25 protein-coding genes are annotated in these 23,534 nt (G+C 42.3%); 16 read left to right on the forward strand and 9 right to left on the reverse strand.

Translation table 11 applies throughout. The features are described from left to right. Positions 1 to 7: 7 nt before the first annotated feature. The 3 genes from LAQ65_RS12245 to LAQ65_RS12255 form a co-directional block, all read right to left on the reverse strand. Positions 8 to 595 carry a putative periplasmic lipoprotein gene (locus tag LAQ65_RS12245; RefSeq protein WP_224117257.1) on the reverse strand — a complete coding sequence of 196 codons (588 nt, stop codon included), beginning with the start codon at positions 593 to 595 and terminating at the stop codon, positions 8 to 10. A 62-nt stretch (positions 596 to 657) separates the two neighbouring features. Beyond that, positions 658 to 1,266 (reverse strand): superoxide dismutase, encoded by a 609-nt coding sequence (locus LAQ65_RS12250; RefSeq protein WP_224117258.1) that lies wholly within the window; start codon positions 1,264 to 1,266, stop codon positions 658 to 660. A 146-nt stretch (positions 1,267 to 1,412) separates the two neighbouring features. Beyond that, a complete protein-coding gene (locus LAQ65_RS12255; RefSeq protein ID WP_262901456.1) occupies positions 1,413 to 1,853 on the reverse strand; it encodes a nucleoside deaminase in 441 nt (146 codons plus the stop codon). Between the two features lie 59 nt (positions 1,854 to 1,912). Here LAQ65_RS12255 and LAQ65_RS12260 point away from each other — a divergent pair, with 59 nt between their 5' ends. After that, on the forward strand, positions 1,913 to 3,331 hold the full coding sequence (locus LAQ65_RS12260; RefSeq protein ID WP_224117259.1) for an aldehyde dehydrogenase: 1,419 nt from the start codon (positions 1,913 to 1,915) through the stop codon (positions 3,329 to 3,331). An 86-nt stretch (positions 3,332 to 3,417) separates the two neighbouring features. Then, on the forward strand, positions 3,418 to 4,008 hold the full coding sequence (locus tag LAQ65_RS12265) for a glutathione peroxidase (RefSeq protein WP_224117260.1): 591 nt from the start codon (positions 3,418 to 3,420) through the stop codon (positions 4,006 to 4,008). Between the two features lie 20 nt (positions 4,009 to 4,028). On the opposite strand, the gene dusB is transcribed toward LAQ65_RS12265, so the two are convergent. Beyond that, on the reverse strand, positions 4,029 to 5,063 hold the full coding sequence (gene dusB, locus LAQ65_RS12270; protein WP_224117261.1) for a tRNA dihydrouridine synthase DusB: 1,035 nt from the start codon (positions 5,061 to 5,063) through the stop codon (positions 4,029 to 4,031). Between the two features lie 102 nt (positions 5,064 to 5,165). On the opposite strand from dusB, the gene LAQ65_RS12275 reads away from it, so the two are divergent. From LAQ65_RS12275 to LAQ65_RS12300, 6 genes are all read left to right on the forward strand, one after another. After that, positions 5,166 to 6,107, forward strand: coding sequence for a CPBP family intramembrane glutamic endopeptidase (locus LAQ65_RS12275; protein ID WP_224117262.1), 942 nt, complete (start codon positions 5,166 to 5,168; stop codon positions 6,105 to 6,107). A 21-nt stretch (positions 6,108 to 6,128) separates the two neighbouring features. Beyond that, positions 6,129 to 6,971, forward strand: a complete 843-nt coding sequence (locus LAQ65_RS12280; RefSeq protein ID WP_224117263.1) for a phosphatidate cytidylyltransferase — start codon at positions 6,129 to 6,131, stop codon at positions 6,969 to 6,971. A gap of 55 nt (positions 6,972 to 7,026) precedes the next feature. Continuing rightward, complete coding sequence (pheS, locus tag LAQ65_RS12285) at positions 7,027 to 8,073, forward strand: phenylalanine--tRNA ligase subunit alpha (protein WP_224117264.1); 1,047 nt, start codon at positions 7,027 to 7,029, stop codon at positions 8,071 to 8,073. A 23-nt stretch (positions 8,074 to 8,096) separates the two neighbouring features. Further along, on the forward strand, positions 8,097 to 8,942 hold the full coding sequence (locus LAQ65_RS12290) for a 3-hydroxyacyl-CoA dehydrogenase family protein (protein WP_224117265.1): 846 nt from the start codon (positions 8,097 to 8,099) through the stop codon (positions 8,940 to 8,942). Continuing rightward, a complete protein-coding gene (locus LAQ65_RS12295) occupies positions 8,939 to 9,961 on the forward strand; it encodes an NAD-dependent epimerase/dehydratase family protein (protein WP_224117266.1) in 1,023 nt (340 codons plus the stop codon). Before LAQ65_RS12290 ends, LAQ65_RS12295 begins: the two co-directional genes overlap by 4 nt. 83 nt (positions 9,962 to 10,044) lie before the next feature. Continuing rightward, entirely contained in the window at positions 10,045 to 11,121 is a 1,077-nt protein-coding gene (locus LAQ65_RS12300; RefSeq protein WP_224117267.1) for a carboxypeptidase-like regulatory domain-containing protein, read from the forward strand. Between the two features lie 7 nt (positions 11,122 to 11,128). Here LAQ65_RS12300 and LAQ65_RS12305 read toward each other — a convergent pair whose 3' ends face one another. After that, a complete protein-coding gene (locus LAQ65_RS12305; protein ID WP_224117268.1) occupies positions 11,129 to 12,079 on the reverse strand; it encodes a UDP-3-O-(3-hydroxymyristoyl)glucosamine N-acyltransferase in 951 nt (316 codons plus the stop codon). 214 nt (positions 12,080 to 12,293) lie between these two features. Here LAQ65_RS12305 and LAQ65_RS12310 point away from each other — a divergent pair, with 214 nt between their 5' ends. From LAQ65_RS12310 to LAQ65_RS12330, 5 genes are read left to right on the forward strand one after another with little or no spacing between them, the layout of a single operon-like run. Next, complete coding sequence (locus tag LAQ65_RS12310; protein ID WP_224117269.1) at positions 12,294 to 12,887, forward strand: pseudouridine synthase; 594 nt, start codon at positions 12,294 to 12,296, stop codon at positions 12,885 to 12,887. Between the two features lie 11 nt (positions 12,888 to 12,898). Further along, positions 12,899 to 13,774 (forward strand): YicC/YloC family endoribonuclease, encoded by an 876-nt coding sequence (locus LAQ65_RS12315; protein WP_224117270.1) that lies wholly within the window; start codon positions 12,899 to 12,901, stop codon positions 13,772 to 13,774. Positions 13,775 to 13,791: 17 nt separating this feature from the next. Next, positions 13,792 to 14,271 (forward strand): gliding motility lipoprotein GldH, encoded by a 480-nt coding sequence (locus LAQ65_RS12320; RefSeq protein ID WP_224117271.1) that lies wholly within the window; start codon positions 13,792 to 13,794, stop codon positions 14,269 to 14,271. Between the two features lie 2 nt (positions 14,272 to 14,273). Further along, the gene (locus LAQ65_RS12325; protein WP_224117272.1) at positions 14,274 to 15,257 is read left to right on the forward strand and encodes a sensor histidine kinase; all 984 of its coding nucleotides are present in this window, start codon (positions 14,274 to 14,276) and stop codon (positions 15,255 to 15,257) included. Further along, complete coding sequence (locus tag LAQ65_RS12330; RefSeq protein WP_224117273.1) at positions 15,257 to 15,958, forward strand: response regulator transcription factor; 702 nt, start codon at positions 15,257 to 15,259, stop codon at positions 15,956 to 15,958. Before LAQ65_RS12325 ends, LAQ65_RS12330 begins: the two co-directional genes overlap by 1 nt. A gap of 2 nt (positions 15,959 to 15,960) precedes the next feature. On the opposite strand, the gene LAQ65_RS12335 is transcribed toward LAQ65_RS12330, so the two are convergent. From LAQ65_RS12335 to LAQ65_RS12345, 3 genes are read right to left on the reverse strand one after another with little or no spacing between them, the layout of a single operon-like run. Continuing rightward, complete coding sequence (locus tag LAQ65_RS12335) at positions 15,961 to 17,784, reverse strand: BatD family protein (RefSeq protein WP_224117274.1); 1,824 nt, start codon at positions 17,782 to 17,784, stop codon at positions 15,961 to 15,963. A 19-nt stretch (positions 17,785 to 17,803) separates the two neighbouring features. Next, a complete protein-coding gene (locus LAQ65_RS12340) occupies positions 17,804 to 18,502 on the reverse strand; it encodes an SDR family NAD(P)-dependent oxidoreductase (RefSeq protein WP_224117275.1) in 699 nt (232 codons plus the stop codon). Between the two features lie 13 nt (positions 18,503 to 18,515). Then, positions 18,516 to 19,445: a DUF2167 domain-containing protein gene (locus LAQ65_RS12345; RefSeq protein WP_224117276.1), complete on the reverse strand. Its 930-nt coding sequence runs from the start codon at positions 19,443 to 19,445 to the stop codon at positions 18,516 to 18,518. Positions 19,446 to 19,526: 81 nt separating this feature from the next. On the opposite strand from LAQ65_RS12345, the gene LAQ65_RS12350 reads away from it, so the two are divergent. Beyond that, complete coding sequence (locus LAQ65_RS12350; protein WP_224117277.1) at positions 19,527 to 20,225, forward strand: YjjG family noncanonical pyrimidine nucleotidase; 699 nt, start codon at positions 19,527 to 19,529, stop codon at positions 20,223 to 20,225. Between the two features lie 12 nt (positions 20,226 to 20,237). Here LAQ65_RS12350 and LAQ65_RS12355 read toward each other — a convergent pair whose 3' ends face one another. Further along, positions 20,238 to 20,897: a phosphatidylserine decarboxylase family protein gene (locus LAQ65_RS12355; RefSeq protein WP_224117278.1), complete on the reverse strand. Its 660-nt coding sequence runs from the start codon at positions 20,895 to 20,897 to the stop codon at positions 20,238 to 20,240. Here LAQ65_RS12355 and LAQ65_RS12360 point away from each other — a divergent pair. After that, positions 20,896 to 22,113 (forward strand): formimidoylglutamase, encoded by a 1,218-nt coding sequence (locus LAQ65_RS12360; RefSeq protein ID WP_224117279.1) that lies wholly within the window; start codon positions 20,896 to 20,898, stop codon positions 22,111 to 22,113. The two genes, LAQ65_RS12355 and LAQ65_RS12360, sit on opposite strands and share 2 nt — an antisense overlap. A gap of 28 nt (positions 22,114 to 22,141) precedes the next feature. Further along, positions 22,142 to 23,485, forward strand: a complete 1,344-nt coding sequence (locus tag LAQ65_RS12365; RefSeq protein WP_224117280.1) for a D-alanyl-D-alanine carboxypeptidase/D-alanyl-D-alanine-endopeptidase — start codon at positions 22,142 to 22,144, stop codon at positions 23,483 to 23,485. Positions 23,486 to 23,534 lie beyond the last annotated feature (49 nt).

A 23,534-nucleotide genomic window follows, 5' to 3' on the forward strand; every position in this document is an offset into this window, starting at 1 on the left:
AAGGCTGTTACTGCTTCAATAACTTCTCCAGTCTTTCCAGCGTTTCCCTGGCGTCCTTATTCGAAACAAATTTGTATACTTCCGGAACTTTGCCGTCTTTGTCAGGTTGCAGCGAAGCAGGCATCCCTTTAAATGGACCTACAACGATGGCATTATCTGCGTCTGAGATTTTTTTCAGATCATGTGGCGCCAGAAAAAAATTCTTTTTAGCGTCACTTACATTTGCCCCAACCATAAGCTGTTGCAGGCTGTCCATTCTTTGCTGCAATTGATCCTGGGTTATCCGTGCTTCGCGGGATCCAGCTTCCCCAAAGGCCTGGTATCCACCAATAAGTGTGTCATTTTGCAGGTTTAATAACCAGGTTCCTGCTGAATTTACGGTATATTCTTTTTTATCCGGTCCGGTTGTAACGACCAATTTCTCTCCGCTTAATGTAACTGTTTCTTCATTATGTTGTGTTCCCGGCTCAAACTTTACCACTTCCCCGTTTACGCTGAGTTTTCCGCTTGCCATTATCACTACCTTTTTAGTAGGGGCGGAGGAACAGGCTGAAAGCATTAATATTGCGGATAAGCCAAAAAAAAGATTACGCATAGTCTAGTTTTAAAAAAACGGTCCTGTGAACCACAGGACCGTATAGCATTTTTGGTTTAAATTTATTTAGATACAGCAGCAAACCGCTCGCCGATCTTTGCCCAGTTGATTACATTCCAGAAAGCGCCCAGGTATTCTGCCCTGCGGTTTTGGTATTTCAGGTAATAGGCGTGTTCCCAAACGTCTACGCCAAGAATCGGTTGGCCCTTAACTTCGGCAACATCCATCAAAGGGTTGTCCTGGTTGGGTGTTGAACTGATTTCCAGTTTGCCGTCTTTTACAAGAAGCCAGGCCCAGCCACTGCCAAAGCGGGTCATTCCGGCATTGGCAAATTTTTCTTTAAATGCGTCGAAGGAACCAAAAGCGGCATTAATTGCATCCGCCAGTTTCCCACTCGGTTGTCCGCCAGCGTTAGGTGCCAGGCTATCCCAGAAAAAACTATGGTTCCAGTGCCCGCCTCCATTATTACGAACTGCTGCTGAAATGCTTCCTGCAATAGCAATCAATTCATCCAGTGATTTAGATTCATTGGGAGTGCCTGCAATAGCTTTGTTCAGATTGTCTACATAAGCCTGGTGGTGTTTGCCATGGTGAATCTGCATAGTCAGTGTGTCGATATGCGGTTCTAAAGCATCATGGGCATAAGGTAGTGCCGGTAGTGTAAATGCCATAATATCAGAATTTTTAGTGATTAATAAATTGATTAGTGCTTGTGAAAGAAAGACAAATTTACGCCATCTGCACTTAGTCAGGAGAAATGTGGAAGAAATTTTCAAAATGATCCGGGAACATGTATAAATCGGGTTTTATTTGACTGCTACCGGCGTTGCCTGAAGAAAGATTTCATAAGTTCCGCCGATTCATCCGCCAAAATACCCCGGGTTACTGTAGCTTTTTGATGGAAAGGCCAGTTGTCCTTTGTAAACCTGGAATGGCCATTTTTTTCATCATCAGATCCCCATACTATTCGGCTTACTTTGCTCCAGTACAAAGCTCCCGTGCACATGAGGCAGGGCTCAACGGTCACATATAAAACGGCTTCAGGCAGGTATTTCGCCCCCAGGTAATTAAAGGCTGATGTAAGGGCTATAATTTCCGCATGCGCAGTGGGATCATTAAGTTTCTCTACCTGGTTGTGCCCTCTTGCTATAATTTTGCCATTAATGACGACTATTGCACCCACAGGTACTTCCCCTTCTGCATAAGCTTTTTCAGCTTCTTTTAAGGCCTGTTGCATATAGTATTCATCATCCATCATGGCACGAAAATAATTAATTGGGCAACCAGATTTATTTAGATTATTGTAAATTAAGAAATATGTATACAGCCTACCCAATAAAAGATACTACAACAGTTGCCGGCACTGCAATGGTAACTCATTTGAACAAAATGCGTACCAGGTACCTGGCCGGCGAAACGAAAACCTATGAATGGCGCAGGAATAAATTATTACAGTTCAGGGAACTGGTCTTAAAATACGAGGAAGATATTTATACCGCCCTTCATAAAGACCTGCACAAAAACAGGGAAGAAGCCTGGGTTACTGAGGTGGGTTTAGTGCTTGCTGAGATCAACTATGCGTTAAAGCACCTGAAATCCTGGATGCGGCCAAAACGAGTGGGGACAAACCTTGTTAACCTGCCTTCCACAAGTTATATTTATAATGAACCGCTTGGTGTGGTGTTAATCATTGGTCCATGGAACTTTCCTTTTCTTTTATTATTTGGCCCATTAGTTGGTGCCCTGGCTGCAGGAAATGTGGTTGTAATGAAACCCAGCGAATATGCTCCGGCAACTGCAACACTGATACATAAAATGATCACAAAATGTTTTGATGACCAGGAATTATTTGTGGTAGAAGGCGATGGTGCAACTGTTGTTCCCGAAATGATGGTTCATTTCGCATTTGATCATGTTTTTTTTACCGGTGGCACATCTGTTGGTAAGATCATTTATGAATTGGCCGCCAGTAAACTGGTTCCCGTTACGCTGGAACTTGGAGGGAAAAGTCCTTGCGTAGTTGAGGCGGATGCCAATATTTCAGTAGCTGCACGGCGAATTACCATGACCACCTTTGTCAACTCTGGTCAAATGTGTGTTGCTCCTGATTATATTTTGGTGCATGAAACAGTGAAAGATAAATTGGTTAAGGCCATGAAGGAATCAATAGTAAGTTTTTTTTCGGACAGTCCCCATGCCAGTGATAATTATGGGCGGATAATAAATGACCGGCAATTTAATAGACTGATCGGTTATTTAAATGAAGGGCGTATTATTCACGGTGGCCAATACAATGCCGAAGCAAAATTTATTGCGCCAACACTAATTGATAATGTATCACGTGATTCACCAATCATGAAAGAAGAAATATTTGGCCCCATTTTACCCATCTTAACTTTTAAAAACCAGCAGGAAGCCTTACAAGTCATCGCTGAAAATCCTAATCCATTGTCTTTTTCAGTGTACACAAACAGTAAGAAAACAGAAGAAAGTTGGATTAATGCAGTCAGCTTTGGGGGTGGGTGCGTTAATAATTCAAGTTGGCAGTTTTCCAATCCCGAGATGCCTTTCGGTGGGCGTGGCAAAAGTGGGATAGGCGCTGCGCATGGGAAATTCTCTTATGACACCTTCAGCCATAGGAAATCTGTTTTAAAAACGCCGACATGGTTTGATCCATCCCTTAAGTATCCGCCATTTAAAGGCAAATTATCGTTGTTTAAAAAAATTATAGGGTGAATTGGCTGTTAAAGCGCCGCATCCTTTTATTCCTTTCAGCCGGCTTGCTGATTGGAGCCGGTATAATTTTAAACTCCAATAATCAAATGAGCAAAAGACAACAGGTGTTAAAATGGTTTTATCCTGCTTTGATGAAAGCTGGCAGGCTGCTGGGTTCAAAAGAAAAACACCTGGTGAATAAAGACATGCGGCAGCCATTGCGCTCATTCTATTCCGGGGATATTACACTTACTGATGGCAGCCAGCTTTCTATAGACTCATTAAGAGGAAAGAAGGTGTTTATTGTTAATACAGCATCTGATTGCGGTTATACGGCACAGTATGAAAGCCTTCAAAAACTCTATGAACGTTTTGAAGGTAAATTGGTGATCATTGCATTTCCTGCAAACGATTTCAAGCAACAGGAGAAAAGCGACGATAAAACTATTGCAGAATTCTGCAGGAAGAATTATAATATTAGCTTTCCATTGGCAAAAAAAACAACGGTAATCAAGGGGCCTGCCCAGAACCCCGTATTTTACTGGTTAACCAATAGCTCCTCAAATGGCTGGTGTGATCAGGTTCCTGAATGGAACTTTTCCAAATACCTTGTAAATGAAAATGGGATTCTTATGCATTATTTTGCTGCAGGTATATCACCGCTTGACCCGTCAGTGATAAAAGCTATAGAAGATTGACCCACTAAATATTATGCGGGTTAACCGCAGTTGTATGCCATCGCATCCATATCAAGTTTCCTTCTTTCAAAAACATAACCCGAATAGGTGCGGATGATCTCATCGAGGGTTGCGTCAATTTCTTCAACCGTTTTAACAGTTACCAGCCGAAGCCTGAAATCCTTGATATTAGGCAACCCTTTCAGGTAATTGTTATAATGCCTTCTCATTTCATTAATGCCCGGTACAATACCTTTCCATTCTACTGATTTGTGTAAATGCTTGCGGATTACTTCGACTCTTTGTTCGATAGTTGGTGGTTCGAGATGCCTGCCTGTTTGAATAAAATACTTAATTTCCTGGAAAATCCAGGGATAACCGATTGCAGCGCGGCCAATCATGATGCCGTCCACCCCATATCTTTTTTTATACTCCAGTGCTTTCTCGGGGGAATCGATATCTCCATTTCCGAAAATCGGGATCCGGATACGGGGATTTTCTTTAACCCGGGCGATATGGGTCCAGTCGGCGTTGCCTTTGTATAGCTGGCTACGGGTGCGGCCATGGATGGACAATGCCTGTATGCCAGTGTCCTGCAACCTTTCGGCTACTTCACTGATATTTATGGAATCTGCATCCCATCCAAGGCGTGTTTTCACAGTTACAGGCAGCTTGGTAGAACGAACACAGGCCGCAGTTAGTCTTATCATCAGGTCGATATCCTTTAAAACGGCTGCCCCTGCGCCCTTTGTCACTACTTTTTTAACCGGGCACCCAAAATTGATATCCAGTAAATCGGGATTAACAGCATCCACTATTTGGGCACTCATTGCCATTGCATCTTCATCGCCGCCAAAAATCTGGATGCCTACGGGCCGCTCATAATCGAAAATGTCGAGTTTTTGGCGGCTTTTTATAGCATCCCTGATTAGTCCCTCGCTGCTAATAAATTCTGTATACATGAGATCTGCGCCATTATCTTTGCACACAGCACGGAACGGGGGATCACTCACATCTTCCATGGGTGCAAGCAAGAGCGGAAATTCAGGTAATACTATTGGACCAACCTTAACCAAGGGTAATTATTTTCCGCAAAGCTAGTGTAATGTATAAATATGGCCTTTTTTATTGCATATTGCAGCTAAGAACAACCGGGTTGCAGCCTCCGGTAAACTATTATGGATAAGTATCTTAAGCACAAACCAGCCTGGTTACAACTTGTTATTTTTGGCAGCCTTACTTTTGGCATTTATTTGTCAATAGGGCTGGTTGCTTTTTTTGGCATTGCCCGATTATATAATGTTTCCTTCGACCAATTGCAAAACCTTGACATTTCCCAGCCAGGGGTTTTGCCCGCATTAAAATTATTGCAGGGAGTGCTGTCAACTGTGATTTTCATGTTGCCTGCTTTGGTTTTTTCATATCTGAGCGACCAGCGCCCCTTGAATTACCTGGGGGTAAAAAAACCAATCCCTCTTAATTTCTGGTGGCTTGGGGCAATATTATTATTTCTGGCTTTCCCGCTGGCCTCCTGGGTGAACCAGCTTAATCAGCATATTCACCTTCCGGCTTTCATGAAAGCCACAGAAGAAAAACTCAGGGCAGCTGAAGAAAACGCCAGCAAACTGACAGCAGCAATGCTGAACATGAAAGGCCCGTCTGACCTTGCAGCTATTTTGTTCCTGATTGCTTTTCTTCCTGCCATGTGTGAAGAGTTCTTTTTCAGGGGTATCCTTCAGAGATTATTTATTCAGATTTCCAAGAGGCCCTGGGCAGGCATAATAATTACAGCAATTATTTTTTCTGCATTCCATGGCCAGTTCCTGGGATTTTTCACCAGAATCCTATTGGGAATTTTGCTGGGTGCAATCTATTGGTATAGTGGAAGTATCTGGCCATCTGTAATAGCACATTTTGTAAATAATGCCATCCAGGTTATTTATGTATACTATGATAAATCCTATATTGATAAAGAGCCCGATTTGCAGCCTATGATCATTATTGCAAGTGCAGCAGCCATAGGAATTATCATTTGGTACATGCAGCGTATTTCGCATACACATTATGGCGAGATATATGATACAGATGATGAAATGATTTTACCTTCAGGCAGGAAATAGAAAGTTCAAAATAATTCTCCAATGGCATTTAATTGGCAAACATTCTGGACCAGGACGGGCACAGCGCTGATTTTCGCAGTAGTAATGCTTGCCGGGCTTTTGTGGAACCAATGGGCGTTTTTTATACTCTTCTCCATTATTCATTTTGGATGCTGGTATGAATACCAGGAGCTGGTTGGGAAATTTGAATCAGGGTATGCTGAAATAACCCCATTCCATCGTTATGGAATTATGCTGGCTGGCTGGAGTTTGCTCATGTATTTCACCGGAGACCAATTTACCAGCGGCCCATTTTCGTTGCACGCGCTTGGCTGGTGGACCGGACTTTTATTCTTATTTGCCCTCCCAATTATAGAATTACTATTCACACGGGATATCCGGTTGGTTAATATCCGGTATTCTGCCCTTGGCATTATTTATATTTCCTTGAGTTGGGGACTGCTGATAAATCTCAGAACTCACGCGGAATACGGGTACTTATTGCCAATTGGAATAATATTTTCTATTTGGATTAACGATACCATGGCTTACCTGGTTGGCTCCATAATTGGAAAAACACCATTATCCCCTGTATCGCCCAAAAAAACCTGGGAAGGCACAATTGGCGGGATTCTTTTTAGTATTGCAGCAATGGCCATCCTGGCCCATTTTACGGGGCTTCCTGTTAATCATACGGCAACAATAGCAGCTATCGCTGCCATTACCGGTACGTTTGGCGATCTTTTGGAAAGTAAACTGAAAAGAATGGCTGGCGTGAAAGACAGTGGCCACATAATGCCCGGCCATGGTGGTTTCCTCGACAGGTTTGATTCATTGTTACTGGCAACCCCTTTTGTATGGGTTTATGTAAAACTATTCCTCTGAGCAAATCCTATAGTGCCTGTCGGGTGCAAAGTGGACAGTTCCTTATCTTTGCAGGATGGAAAAATTGTTAGAGCAGATTGCGCAATATAAAGAAGAGATTGTCGCAATCGAGCCCAATGGCGCAGCAGAACTGGAAGACTACCGCATTAAATTCCTTGGTACCAAGGGGATAGTGAAGGCGCTTTTCAGCCAAATGAAACAGGTGTCCAATGACCAAAAGAAAGAATTCGGGGCTGTTCTCAATGAATTCAAGCAGCTTGCAGAAGAAAAATATGAAGCCTGGAAATCAGCCCTGTCGGGTGATGAAGCATTAGCCGCAACCGCAAAAGGCGAAGCAGGATTCGACTGGACGCTTCCAGGTGACCCGTTGCCTCTTGGGTCAAGGCATCCGATAAGCCTTGTCAGGAACGAAATCGTGTCTATATTCAGGCGTCTGGGTTTTTCTGTTGCAGAGGGACCGGAGATCGAAGACGACTGGCATAATTTTACTGCCCTTAATTTACCGGAAAACCACCCTGCCCGGGATATGCAGGATACTTTTTACCTGAATCAAACTCCAGACTGGTTATTGCGAACCCATACCAGCAATGTTCAGGTCCGCGAAATGCAAAAGAATAAACTACCCATCCGGATTGTTTGTCCGGGTCGTGTATACCGCAATGAGACCATCTCTGCACGGGCACACTGCTTCTTTCACCAGGTTGAAGGTTTGTACATAGATGAACAGGTTTCTTTTGCCGACCTCAAACAGACCTTGTATTTCTTCGTACAGGAATTGTTTGGCAGGGATGTTAAAATCAGGTTCAGGCCATCTTATTTTCCATTTACTGAACCAAGTGCAGAAATGGATATCAGTTGCCTGCTGTGCGAAGGAAAAGGATGCAATGTTTGTAAGCAAACGACATGGGTGGAAATATTAGGCTGCGGTATGGTTCATCCTAAGGTTCTTGAAAATTGTGGTATTGATCCAAATAAATACACGGGTTACGCTTTCGGTATGGGAATTGAAAGAATCACCATGCTGAAGTACCAGATAAATGACCTTCGCCTGTTTAGTGAAAATGATGTTCGTTTCCTTCAACAGTTCAAGGCTAGTTTTTGATCCAACTGCCAATTATGCCTGTCATGAATAATTCCATTTGTGTTTGCGGGGCCGGTACAATGGGTGCCGGAATTGCACAGGCTGCAGCACAGCATGGATTTAAGGTTACGCTTTATGACCACAATGAAGCAGCAATAATACATGCACGTGAACAAATCGGCAACAACCTGCAATCATTGCTGGAAAAACAAAAGATTACATACCACTCCATGCATGGCATATTGGCCAATATCAATTTTGTTGCCGAAGTGAAGTATTGTTCCGCAGATATCATTATTGAAGCTATTGCTGAGAAACTGGAATTGAAAACTATATTGTTCAGGCAGCTGGCTGCAATCAATGGAGAACATTCTGTTTACGCAAGTAATACATCTTCTTTACCTGTTACCGATATTGCGGAGGCGCATCCTTATCCAAACCGCCTAGTCGGAATGCATTTTTTTAATCCACCTACAATCATGAAACTGGTTGAGATTATTCACACACCGTTTAGTGGCAATGACTGTATCCGGTTAATAATGGAGCTTGCGAAAGATATGGGCAAGGTGCCAGTTCTTTGTAAGGATTCCCCAGGATTCATCGTAAACCGGGTTGCCCGACCATTCTATATTGAATCACTTAGGTTGGCGGAGGAAGGGGTATCTATACCCACAATAGATGCATTAATGGAATCTGCAGGCTTTAAAATGGGCCCCTTCCGGTTAATGGATCTTATTGGGAATGATATAAATTTCGCAGTCAGCTGTAGTGTTTACGAACAACTGGGCAAACCTGCCAGGCTTGAACCTTCAATTATTCAGCAGCAAAAAGTGTCCGAGGGAAAATTAGGACGCAAATCGGGCGCTGGCTATTATACCTATACTCTATGATGCATACAAGTTCCGATGCTGTTATGAAAAATGTTTTAGTTACCGGCGGTACAGGCTTTTTAGGAGCCTGGATCATCAGGCAATTAATCATTGAGGGCTACCAGGTGTCAGCAATAAAGAGAAATACAAGTGAATTGCCATTTTTTATAGAACCCGGTATTTTGCAAAAAGTGAATTGGGTTGAAGGTGATGTGCTTGATATTATTAGTTTAGAGGAAGCAATGCAGGGAATTGAAGCAGTCGTACATGCAGCTGCCATTGTTTCATTCCATAAGGCTGATCGGAAAAACATGTATAACACAAATATACAGGGTACTGCCAATGTAGTAAACATTGCTATGGAGTCGGGTATTAAGCGGATGGTGCACATAAGTTCAGTTGCAGCCCTTGGCAGGACAAAGGATGGCGTATTGGTGGATGAAAAAAAAGCCTGGACAGATGGGAAAGTAAATACGCATTATGCGATTTCTAAGTACCAGGCGGAAATGGAGATGTGGCGTGGTATGGCAGAAGGATTGGATGGTGTTATCATAAATCCAAGCACCATCCTTGGGTATGGAAATTGGTCCAATAGCAGTTGCGCTATTTTTAAAAATGTATTTGAAGGATTTCCCTGGTATACCAATGGCGTAAACGGGTTTGTATATGTTGAAGACGTAGCAAGGGCAACAGTAAGCCTTTTACAAAGTGATATAAACGGGGAGAGATTTATAGTAAATGGAGAGAACTGGAGCTTTCGGCAACTATTTAATACAATAGCAGATGGATTCGGTAAAAAACAGCCTCATCGGGAAGCAACAGCATTAATGGGTGAATTGGCCTGGCGGTTGGAAAAGGTCAAATCAGCATTTACGGGTAAGCAACCGCTATTAAGCAGGGAAAGTGCAAAAGTTGCCCAAAGTAAAACCCATTTTGATAATTCAAAACTGCTGGAAGCCATTCCTGGTTTTCAGTTTACACCACTTCATTACGTTATTCGCACATCCTGTGAGCGGTATTTACAACAGCATTTAGGATAAATGGCCTTTTTTTTGCTTTCCTAATATACGAGGCTTTGTTATTTCACGTTTCTCGTTTGATTTTTCAATCAATTTTCCTCCGTATGAAAAACGCATTTCAATTATTCTTTGCTTTGCTGGTAACCGTAAACAGCATTTTTGCCCAGGAACAATTTACTGTAACTGGTAAAGTAACAGATGCAGCGACGCATCAGGCGCTTTCCGGTGCTTCTGTATTTTGCCAGAATACCACATTTGGTGTTATTACCAATGCCGATGGGGAGTTCACCATCAGGTTGCCTAAAGGCGGCTACGACCTTGCAGTTTCTTATACAGGTTATCAGTCTGCAGAAATGCGCATCAATTCCAATACTACCGATCCTTTGTTACTTGAATTGAAAGCTAAGGATAAAAGTATGGATGCAGTTACCGTTGCAGGAAGTAATGAAGTAAAAGACGGCTGGACTAAATACGGTGATTTTTTTAAGGAGCAGTTTTTCGGAACAACGGCCAATGCCGAACAATGTGAATTGTTGAACCCCGAAGCCCTTAGGTTTTTTTATAGCAAGAAGCGCAACAGGCTGAAAATTCTGGTCAGGGAAGATTTACAGTTCATTAACCATGCCTTAGGGTACAAAGTCCGCTACCAGTTAGATTCAATGACCTATGAATATGCAACGCAAATCAGCACATATACGGGATACCCCTTTTTTGAAACCCTTAGCGGAACTACAGAGGAAGACGCGAAATGGAAAGTAAACAGGAACAAAGCATACCGCGGGAGTAAACTGCATTTTATGAAATCCTGGTATGATAGCACAATCCAGCAGCAGGGATTTGCATTGGAAAGAGTGAATCCGAATGCAAAAACGTTTGAATCTGTGCCACTGGACAACTATTATGATTCCAGCTTTTACCAGTCAGATAGCGGGTCGGTTGATATTTCACTAACTGGCCGTTACAGGATAATTTATCGCAATGAAATGCCTGATCCCAGGTTTGTAAGCGTTAACAAGTTGCCTTCTCATATAAAGGTGCAATTATCTATCCTCGATATTCAGAATGAATTTGCCATTGAAGAAAACGGTTATTGGTATGACCAGGCTGATCTTGTGAATACCGGATACTGGAGTTATGAAAGAATGGCGGAAGCTGTTCCTTACGACTACAAACCAAATTAACCTTGAATCAGGATTGTTGCATTACTTTCTTCCAGATTTCAGGAATTCTTTTTACCCATACCAGTTCCTTCATTTTTTTGGAGGCTTCTTCAACAGGGCTGCCAAAATAGACTTTATTGGGTTCAAGAGAACTGCCAACGCCTGACTGTGCGTATACTACGGTATTCTTTCCGATGGTAAGGGTTTTATTTACGCCAACTTGTCCCCAGAGTATTACACCATCTTCAATGTTAGTTGCCCCTGCAATAGCGACCTGAGCCGCAAACAGGCAGTTTCTACCAACTATGGTGTCATGTCCAATATGAACATGGTTGTCAATTTTGGTACCCCTGCCAATTGAAGTATCATGACTTACACCACGGTCAATAGTGCAGCAGGCACCAATTTCCACATCATCCTCAATTAGAACTCTTCCGCAACTTAGCATACGGCGATACCATACTTCCCTGTCTTTTTTGGTATTGTAATAGAAGGCATCCGATCCAATTACAGAGCCGGATTGAATAACAACATTGTCGCCGATAATACAATGGTCCATAATGCTGACATTTGGCTGTATCCTGCAATTCCTGCCAATGGTAACATAATGGCCTATAAAAACATTAGGTGCCAGGTATGTTCCTTCACCAATAATCGCTGTAGTACTAATCGGTTGAGTTGCCGGAGAGAAAGGCCGGAAATGATTTACAATAGTTGTGTATGCTTCAAAAGGATTTTCAACAACTAAAAGGGCTTTGCCTTCCGGAATTTTAACTGAAGGGTTATTGATAATAATGAAGGATGCGGCAGATTTCAAACACTTCTCGTAATACTTTGGATGGTCAACAAATACCAGGTCGCCAGCTTCGACCCTGTGAATCTCATTAATGCCGGTTGCCATTCCTGCGCTATTGCCAATCAATTCAGCTTTGATAAGTTCTGCCAACCAGGGTAATGCTACTGGAGAAGGGAAACGCATAGTTTGAAATTTGCACAAAGGTAACTGCATAATCATAGCCGTGTATATTCATTCCCTTTTCCACAGCATATGAAAAAATGTGTATAAAAATTCAGAAATATTTTTTTCGATAGCAAAAATTATTTTTAATATTGTGGAGGGAATTTTTGTTCCCTTACTTACTAACCCATCCATATATTAAAGCTCGGTTTACTCCCGGGCTTTTTTTATGCTCATGTTATACTACTTCGCATTATATAAACCATATCAGGTCTTATCACAATTCAGTGCAGAAGGAAATAAAAAGACACTGAAAAATTTCGCAGATGTTCCTGCCGATGTTTATCCGGTTGGACGCCTTGATTATGACAGTGAAGGTTTATTGATACTGACCAATGACAGTTCTTTGAATGCGGCGCTGCTATTGCCTCAGCGGGCACACGAAAGAACATACCTGGTGCAGGTTGAAGGGTTGGTTACTCCAAATGCCCTGGCTGCACTTGCAAGTGGTGTGGTAATAAATGTTGATGGAAAAAAATATAAAACACTGCCTTCAAAAGTCGGGCAATTGGAAATTCAACCGCAGCTTCCTGAACGTCATCCACCCATCCGGTTCAGAAAAAATATTCCAACAAGCTGGATCAGGCTGACCCTTAAGGAAGGAAAGAATCGCCAGGTTCGAAAGATGACCGCAGCAGTCGGATTTCCAACACTTCGGTTGGTCCGGCATAGTATTGGTCAGCTAAATATCGAAGGATGGGCATCTGGCGAGCTACGGCAGTTTACCAGGAATGAACTTTTTGCGCTTATTCATTACCTTGCTGATTAAATGAAAATTACATGCTGAAATCAATGACGGGCTTTGGACGGGCAGAAATGAATGTTGGCGATAAAACCTTCCTGGTAGATATTAAATCACTTAACGGTAAGCAGTTTGAATGTTCCATCAAAATGCCTGCTTTTCTCAAGCCTTTTGAATTCGATATCCGCAAACGATTGTCGGAGAAATTGCAAAGAGGTACCATCGATTGTATGATCAGCCTTAAACAAACCGGCAATGCAAAACCGGTAACTGTAAATGTATCTCTCGCGAAAGCTTATTTCGAGCCAATTGCTGAACTATCAAGGGAATTAGGACTTGATGATTCCCAGATATTAGGGAATATCCTGAAGCTACCGGAAGTAATCACCCCCACTTCTGAAACTTTAACAGACGAAGAATGGCTGGTTTTCAGGAATATAATAGATACTGCGGTAGAAGATCTTAACAAGCATCGCCTGGAGGAAGGCAAGGTCCTGGAAGAAGACCTTCTGAAAAGGATCACCAATATTGAAAAGCACGAACAACTTATTGCAGAACTTGAGCCTCAGCGCAAACAAAAAATCAGGGATGGATTGGTGAGGCTACTGGAGGATAATGTTGGTAGCGATAATTATGACAAAAACCGGTTGGAACAGGAAATTATTTTTTATATCGAGAAAATTGATATTAGTGAAGAGCAGGTTAGGCTGAAAAACCATTGTGATTATTTCAAAGTTCTGTTGCGCCAGAATGATGCGGAAATTGGAAAAAAATTGTCCTTTCTTTTACAGGAAATCGGCAGGGAAATTAATACGACCGGGGCAAAAGCCTACGATTCAACTATACAGCAATCAGTGGTTATGATGAAAGATGAATTGGAAAAGGCCAAAGAGCAGGTACTAAATGTACTATAAGTCCTATTTTTAATTGTATGAAATTTTCTTATAAACTTATAATTCTACTGGCTTTCGGTGTAATGCCGTTTGCTGCTTGTGAAAAAGTGGATGTTTTTGAAAGAAATATTCCCTTGCAAGACCAGCATTGGCATTCTTCCGTTAAACCGGAAATCAGTTTCACCATTTCTGATGCAGCTTCCCGTTACAATATTTTTGTAGTTATCCGGCACTCAGACGCCTACCGTTATAATAACCTTTGGGTTAATATTTATACCCAGGCCCCTGGTGATTCAATTGTTAAGCCACAGGCACTTGACCTACAACTGGCCAGCAATGAAAAGGGATGGCTGGGTTCTGGGATGGATGATATTTATGAACACCGGATAAAAATTTCGCAGTCACCAGTTTCATTGAAAGCAGGCACTTACCGCTTTCAATTGGAGCAGATTATGCGCGATGATCCGCTTGAAAATATTCTCAATATTGGAATAAGGGTGGAAAGGGCCCCTAACTGAGTATGCCGCAACGCTTCCTTCCCCGCCAAAAACTGGCTTTGGCAACAGCAATTTATTGGTTCCTGTTGTTTTATATTATTGCAGCTTTATTTTTTTGGTATATCAGGTTGCAGCAACAAAACCAGCAGATGGCTAATTTCAGGTTGACGGAATTGGTGGCTGATGACCCGGCGTACTTGCAGAAAGTTGAAAAAATCAATTCTGAAGCTGAAAAGAAAACGTACCAGTACCAGGGTGAAGGCGCAACATTCCTGGGAATAATAATTATATGTGCAATATTTGTTTTTAGGGCGGTAAGAAGACAGTTCAGGGTCGCGCAGCAGCAGCAGAATTTCATGATGGCCATTACCCACGAACTAAAAACACCTATAGCAGTTGCAAAACTAAACCTTGAAACCCTTCAAAAGCATCGCTTGGATGAGCAAAAGCAGCAGAAACTGATCCAGATGACCCTGCAGGAAACCAACCGGCTCAATACACTAACCAATAATATCCTGATATCATCACAACTGGAAGGCGGTGGATATAAACTGGTCCGGGAAGAATTTGATCTTTCATCAATTACTGAAAAAATAATGCTTGAATTCCAGCAACGGTTTCCTGAGAGGCATTTTCGGTGGCAAATCGAGCCTGAAATTGATTTCAAAGGTGATCCCCTTCTAATTCAGATAATGGTCAGTAATTTGGTCGATAATGCTATCAAATATGCTCCTAAAGAGGGACCGATTGAATTAAACCTAAAAAAGAAGCAGGATAAAATAGCCATTGAAGTAAGAGACCAGGGACCTGGTATACCACAGACAGAAAAGGTGAAAGTTTTTCAACGGTTTTACCGGATTGGCAGCGAGGAGGTGCGGCGTGCCAAAGGAACCGGTTTAGGTTTATACCTTTGTAAAAAGATTGCATCAGATCACCATGGTTCAATCCAGGTGACGGATAATCAGCCAAGCGGCTGTATTTTTACCATTCAATTACAATCTGCCTGATGGCTGAGCATTTGTCCATACTACTTGTAGAAGATGAGGAAAACCTTCATGATGCGCTTAAATTAAATCTTGAACTTGAAGGCTATGAGGTAACTTCTGCCTTTGATGGATTGAGCGCTATTAAAGCTGTACAGAATGAATATTTTGACCTTATTATATTAGATGTCATGCTCCCTGAAATGGATGGCCTTACCGTTATGGAGACCATTCGTATCCAGAATAACCAGGTGCCTATATTGATTTTGAGTGCAAGAAGCGGCAGTGCAGACCGGGTATTGGGACTGAAAAAGGGGGCAGATGATTACCTGACCAAGCCATTTAACCTGGAAGAACTTTTACTGAGGGTGCATAAACTCATTGAAAAAAATAAAAAATTATTGGATAAAGAAAGCATTGGAGACATCTATACTTTTGGGAATAATAAAGTCGATTTCAATGCGCAGGAAGCTATAACAAAAAGTGGTGAAAGAATTCAACTCAGCAAGAAGGAAGCCATGTTGTTGAAATTGTTGCTGGAGAATAAAAATGAAGTAGTGACCAGGGAAAAGATATTACAAACAGTATGGGGTTATAATGTTTATCCAACTACCCGCACTATTGATAATTTTATTTTGAATTTCCGGAAATATTTCGAAGAAGACAGTCGGAATCCAAGGTATTTTCATTCAGTCCGTGGTGTAGGTTACAAATACACCGAATAGTGTTAGCTTAAAGCCTCAATTGACATTATTAAATCCTCGGCTTTTTGCAATAAACTTTCATTCACCCTGTTTTCAATTGCCGGCACATATAGAGCCCATTCACATTCATTCCAACATTGTTCTAATTGCCGAAGGTCATCCGTTGATAATCCCATTTTTGCAAGTCCGAGCAGCGCTGCAGGCTTTTGTTGGGCAGATCCCGGAAGCCTTAGCTTTTCGGCAGTCACTGCCCACAATGCAAGATCCACTGCTTTATAAAATGTACTGCTATCCTCTTTTTCGGCAGCCGCTTTGGCAGCCGCCAATGGATCCTTTCGTACTGGTATTTGCGGCATTTCAATATTAACAGGTGTTGGTTTGGTCTGGTTTCTCATATTTCTGAAAAGTATCCACAAAATTACAGCGGCCATTACTGACAGCAGGATAAAAACCGGCCATAACAGTTTGTTTGAGCTGCCTTTTTTAATGGTTTGGCCCGATGGCGGGGGGGTATTATGCTTTCGGTTATTCCCCGGGGTTACTTTTAATTTCTGCGGGTCAGTCCCAATTGTTTTGTAGGTTTTGGTAATAGGATCAAAATAACTGAATTCGATAGGAGGCAAATCATAATCTGCTGCTTCGGAGGCTGTAAAAGTATAAGTAAATGTTTTGCTGCCATGCATGGGTGCCACCAGTTTATTTATATCTTCAGTAATAACCGGATCGAATTGTTCTATTTTTTCCGGAAGCTGCCAGGCTGGTGCATTTATAAGGGGCAGGTTTCCACTTCCTTCAACTGTCAACACATAAGTGGCGTTCTCTCCGGCTTCCACCTGAGGTTCATTCAATTTTCCATGGATAGTAAATTTCCCGACGGCACCATTAAAAGAAACCGGGGCGCCAGGGGGAAGAGCTTTGATGCTTATCTTTTTAGGTTCACTGCTTAACGTTACACGGTGGTCTTCCCATTCCCCTGAAGGCTCAGCCATAAGGTCTTCAAACATCTTTTCAATAGACGATTTGGCTGCAGGCCCTCTTGCCTTATCCCCTGTTCTGAGAAAGCGAACGGTATTTTCTAATTCAACCGGTTCGAGTGTTATATCTCCTTCCTGTAATGGGAATAATTGTGTTTTCCTGATAATATGCACCATGTAGGCTTTTCCATTTAGCTTTTCAACGGATGGCGCAGTCCCTTCTGGTTCAAGCATATCATATACACTGAATCCATTCATTGAAGGCCTTTTACTTACCCTGGATTCAGATCTTAATCTGGTATATAATTTATAGGTGGCAACGATCGGCTCGCCAATAAAGGCAGCAGTTTTATCAAGGTCCAGTTTTACAAACAGGTTATTTTTAATTTTTTCATTGGCATTTTCGTTTTCACCCAATAGGAAATCTTCCTCAGCCGATTCCTGTAAGTCAGCAATACCCGGATTTCTGGGATATGGATTTGATGGTGAATGATCTGCATCGCCAACTTCAACCACTACCCGGTTAGAATGCATTTTTTTTCCGTTAATTAATGCTGTGGCTCCGGGAATTGTTAACCGTCCTTTCCGTAAAGGCTGTAAAACATAAGTCAGGGCTTTATATTGGGTAAGCTGGGCGTTGACAAGGCTCATCCCGGAAGTTTCCATTGGCCCCTGTAATACTTTGAAATCACTGAATTCAGGTGGCTGAAATTGTTCAATTTTACTTGCATTTTCAACTATAAATTGCACCTGTAAAATACCGTTGAGGTGAACAGATAATTCATCCGTAATAGTTGAAAAGCTTACCTGGGCAAATAGAAATACTGGCGCCAGGAAAGCAGGAAATAATAATATAAAAGACCGGAATCTCACTTGGGGATTTTTTTGAAAATTACAAATCGCCGAGTTGTGGACGAAGAACGATATCTTCAACGCAGGCCTGGGGGGATAATCGGCTGGCAGCCTCTATGATGATGGCAATGTCTGAGGCTTTCATGATTCGTCCGGGATCAATTCCTGCGCCTTCCCATGAAGCAGTATAGGCGGCTCCGGGCATAACCGCAGTAACTTTAATGCCATGCGGTTTCATTTCTTCCCGCAAATTGCGCGTTAAACCAAGCAATGCGTATTTACTAATACCATAAGATCCGCCATTATTGTAGGCATGTAAAGAGGCGATAGAACAGATATTGAAAATGTGGCCCGAACCCCTTTGGATCATTTCTGGTAAAAAAGAGCGGGTAACATGATAGGCACTGTAAAGGTTTAATTTTAACATCTGGTCCAGTACCCCTTCATCTTCCTGGTGTATACTGCCAGGAATAAATTGACCTGCGTTATTAATAATGATATCCGGAACAGCTGCAGAAAGTACCCATGCTGCAAATTGATCTACCTGTTGTTTATCTGAAACATCGGCAGGCATGGCCTTAATGGTTACTTCAGGAAAGCGTTGTGCCAATTCACCCAAAGCCTGGTATAATCCGGTTTCCCCACGGCTGCAAAGGAATAGTGTATTGCCGTTTGCTGCGAATTGCTCAGCCAGGGCTTTCCCAATCCCTTTGCTGGCACCTGTGATCACAATATTCATGCGTAAATGTAAGTCATTGTACGCTTGCCATCACCAGCCTGTTTCTTTTAAAAATGCTAAAACCGGCAAATCCTGCACCGCCAATTGCAAGTAAGGATAACCAGAATTTCGGGGAATGCATGAAGGTTGAGATCGAATTTTTATCCTGGTCTTTACCAGCAATCAGTTCTTTTATGGTCCAGTTACTGATTTTGTCTTTTCCTGCCATGAAATCGGCATACTGTTGCCCTTCTTCAAAGCGGGTTTGGCTGATGATAAGGGGCAGGACCTGTTTAATAGAGGGCAATTGATCCATTGTAGCAACGGCGTTAATTTTAATGACCCCAGATCTTCCCAGCAGGCGCAGGTTATAATTCAGGATTTCTTCATCACTGCCGTTTACTGCTATCTTATTTGCCCAGTATAATGCTTTTTTATATTTGTCATAGTATGGTACAAGTACCCATTCCTTCACCGTCATGGTATTTACGCCATGGGAAATCCTATTCTCATTGTTGATTTCCATGTTGTTCTGGAGCGTGCTTAATAAATCGGCATGGTCAAGGTCTGTGTCTTTATTGTCCTGAACATATCCCAGGTCACTGTAACTAAGTACGAAACTGTAATCATTAGTCAGGCGGGAAACCTTGAATCCATTTTTTACCAGCATACCGTAAACGTCCTTGTCCTCCAGATTCCCCCAAAGATCTTCCAGGATAAAGCGGGTTTGCTCGGCATTAATGAATTGAAATCCTTCCGGTACGGTAAGTTTAATGTGTCCATTTGCCAGTGATATTTGCCCGGTCTGGAAAGTTATTTTACTTTCCAGTGAATCAAGTTGTTTATTGAATCTCTTGTAAAGTATAGCTTCATCCTTTGGCTGAATTGCTGAGCTATCAGTAGGGTCGGCCATTGAGGAAAGGGAGAACAATAAGATGGCTCCGGTGAAAAAGGATTTGGACATTGCTGGTTTGGTTTAAGGGTATTGGTTTCTATTATTTTCAGCGTTGTGATTATTTTCCTTAGGCTACCTTTGCACCGCAATATGAAAAAATATCAGCACCTTTTCTTTGACCTCGATCATACACTTTGGGATTTTGATACAAATGCCCGGCAAACACTTGAAAATCTGTATGTTACGCTTAATCTGAAAGACCGTGGCGTAACTGATTTCGAGGTATTTTACAGGCAATACGTTCTGCACAATGATAAATTATGGGAGCGTTACAGAAATGGGTTTATTAAGGTTGATGAACTCCGCTGGAAACGCATGTGGCATACCTTGTTGGATTTCAAGATTGGCGACGACAAGCTGGCGCGGCAAATGAGTGATGATTTCATCCATTTATTACCTACCAGAAAGGCGCTTTTCCCTTATACCATCGAGCTGTTACACTACCTGCGTGATAAAGGGTATCAGCTACACTTGATCACCAACGGTTTTCAAGAAACGCAGCTTAGCAAATTAAAGTATGCGGAAATCGATGGATTTTTTGGAAAAGTCATTACATCTGAAGGTAGTAATAGCCTGAAACCCCATAGGGAGATTTTTGATTATGCCATTAAGACCTCCGGGGCTGAACGGGAAACAAGTATTATGATTGGTGATAATATTGAAATAGATATTGTAGGTGCAAAAAATGCCGGTCTTGACCAGGTATTTGTGAACCATTTGAATGAAATCCCGGCTATTGAACCAACCTTTACAGTGTATTCTTTAAAAGAAATGGAACGGGTGTTTTGAATTATGAATGATTCACGATAAAGTCGCCAGCACAGTCACGCCTCCCTTAACTGCCTGGTTAAGGGATACATTTACCTTGGTCCCGACCGGCAATAATATATCCACACGGCTACCGAATTTAATAAAGCCCAGCTCCTCATTTTGCATCACATTCATACCCGGTTGTAAATAATTAACTATCCTTTTTGCTACCGCTCCTGCAATTTGCTTAACCAGGATTTTTGTATCGCCTTTTTGCAAAACGACGCTGTGGCGTTCGTTTTCAGTAGAAGATTTGGGGTGCCATGCCACCAGGAATTTGCCTTTGTGGTATTGGCTATAAATTACCTCCCCAGACATCGGGTTTCGGTTAACGTGGACGTTTGCCGGACTCATAAAAATGCTCACCTGCAGGCGCTTGTCCTTAAAATATTCTATGTCGGTCATTTCTTCAATAACCACAACTTTTCCATCGGCCGGACAAATAAGCTTGTTGTCATCAAATGTCATGACACGATTGGGTATCCTGAAAAATGATATGATGAAAAGAAGTAAACCAAGCAATACCATGAAAATAAGCCAGCTCAGCCAGGGGAAACTTGCGCTTATAAAGAAAAAAGAAAAAACGTTCAAAAATGAAAAGATCAGGGTGGCAATCGCTATAGATTTATAGCCTTCCTTATGAATGGTCATGTTAATCAGTTGTACTGCAAAAGTAGTATTCCCGATAATTAACGGTATAAAACAGTTCAATTATTATCTTGCAGCCATGAATGACCTGCAACATTTAACCGACTACCTGAATCCTGTTTCATTGTCAGAATTGAGCGGTGATGAGGGATTCCGGTCGGGACAAATTGGAAAACACATCAGAATATTTGAGGAAGATAAGTTTCCTGACCTTGCCGAGGCCGACCTTGTACTTGTAGGATGTGGTGAAGAACGCGGTCTTGGAATGGGCAGGCCCTTTTCTTCTGCCCCGGACCGGATAAGGCATGAATTGTTTTCCTGTTTCTTCTGGCACAACGACATCCAGCTTGCAGATATTGGCAATATTAAAGCCGGCGAATCACTGGCAGACACATACGCAGCATTAAAAATCGTGATAAAGGAATTGACCGAAGCCGGTAAAACCGTGCTTATTCTCGGCGGTGCGCATGACCTGACCCTTGCCCAATACCACGCATATGCCGATAAGAAACAAATAATTGAAGCCGCCTGTATCGATGCCAGGATAGACCTGGATATGGATGCATTGCCGCAGGCAGAGCATTTCCTGATGGAAATACTTACCGGAGAACCCAATTTCGTAAAGCATTACAGCCATCTGGCTTTCCAGAGCTATTACGTTCATCCATATATGCTGGAAAATATGGATAAACTCAGGTTTGATTGTTTCAGGGTTGGACAAATAAAAGAACAGATAGATGAAATGGAACCTGTGCTCCGAAACTGCCAGTTGGTGAGTTTCGATCTGTCTGCTATCGCTCATGCTTATGCGCCTGGGTCAGCAATATCACCAAATGGTCTGAATGGTGAAGAGGCCTGCGTACTTGCCAGGTTTGCAGGTATGAGTCCGTATGTTTCCAGCTTTGGTATTTACGGTTACCAGCCTGCTGCAGACCAGCAGCAACTTACTGCTAAACAAATCAGTCAAATGATCTGGTATTTTATAGACGGCAGGAGCAAAGGTAAAAGGGAAGCACCCTTGAAAGAGAAGGAAGCATTTTTCGAATACCATACCGCCTTCGCAGAAGTGGATTCTGTGTTCCTTCAAAGCAAAAAAACCGGAAGGTGGTGGATGCAATTGCCAGACCAGCGATTTATTGCCTGTTCTTACAAGGATTATATAATTGCCAGCAATAATGATATTCCAGAACGTTGGCTTCGGGCCCAGGAAAGGAATTGATAAAATCCAGATTCATTACATTTGAAAAATGCGATCTAATTTTCTTCAGACAGCAGCGGCATTATCCGTATCGGCAATTATGCTTGCCTGCTCACCATCCAGGCAACTTAACCGATCGGCACATTCCCTTTTAATAGATAAGGAAGGTTTGAAGCAATCACATGTGGGGATTAGTATTTTTGATGAGGACAAAGGCAAGTTCCTCTATAATTATCAGGCTGAAAAGTATTTTGTTCCCGCAAGCAATACAAAATTATTCAGTCTATACGCCGCCCTTCAATATTTAGGCGACTCCCTTCCCGGCATCAGGTATTTTGAAACACCCGATAGTATTTACCTCCAACCCGCTGGCGATCCAACTTTATTGCATCCTGATTTTAAACGTCAGCCAGTAATTGACTGGATGAAAGGAACCCCAAAGGAACTGGTTATCAGTGATGAAAACTGGAATGAAAAGCCATTGGGGTATGGGTGGGCATGGGACGATTACAATAGCGGCTATATGGCAGAAAGAAGTTCTCTCCCGGTTTATGGGAATGTAGTCAAATGGACCCAGGTGGTCGAAAAAACCACAAATGCTGAAGGGAAAATGGTTGATGATGCGTTTATTTATTCGGAGCCGGAAGTGTCCTGGAAACTGCAGTTTAACCCTTCCAAGGGGAATAATTTTGTGGTCTCGCGTGATCAAAATGACAATATTTTTCATGTTACAGAAGGCAAAGAAATCCTCCGCACAATTGAAGTTCCATTTGTAACCAACGGGGTGCTTTCTGCCCTTGACCTGTTGCGCGACACCCTGGGGAAATCTATAATATATATACCCGGACAAAAAACAAAACCACCAAATAAGATCAGGTTTTCCCAACCAACAGACTCCATGCTTGTGCCTATGATGCATCGTAGTGATAATTTATTTGCCGAACAGTCGTTGCTAATGGTATCTCAAAAACTGTTGCAGCAGATGGATACCCAGAAAATTATTGATACACTGCTAAAAACAGACCTTAAAGACCTGCCCCAGGCTCCCCGATGGGTAGATGGTAGCGGCTTGAGCCGGTATAACCAGTTTTCCCCCCGGGATTTTGTTTGGATATTAAGGAAAATGGACAAGGATTTTTCCAGGAAAAGGCTTGAAACCATTTTGCCCGGAGCCAATGAAGGCACATTGGCCGGTTACTATAAGGATATGCCCGGGGCAATTTTTGCAAAAACCGGTTCATTAAGCGGACAGGTTGCAATTAGCGGATTCCTGCATACTAAAAGGGGGAAAAACCTGCTTTTTTCAGTATTGGTTAATAACCATTTTACCAGTGCAGCCACTGTTCGCCGCTGTGTTGAATCTTTTCTGAAAAATATTTATCTGACCTATTAGAAATTACCATTTTGAATGCCTTCCCACAGTAAACCAACTTCGGGGGCTA

Origin of the sequence: Flavihumibacter profundi (assembly GCF_020076305.1) — a bacterium.
GTDB lineage: Bacteria > Bacteroidota > Bacteroidia > Chitinophagales > Chitinophagaceae > Flavihumibacter > Flavihumibacter profundi.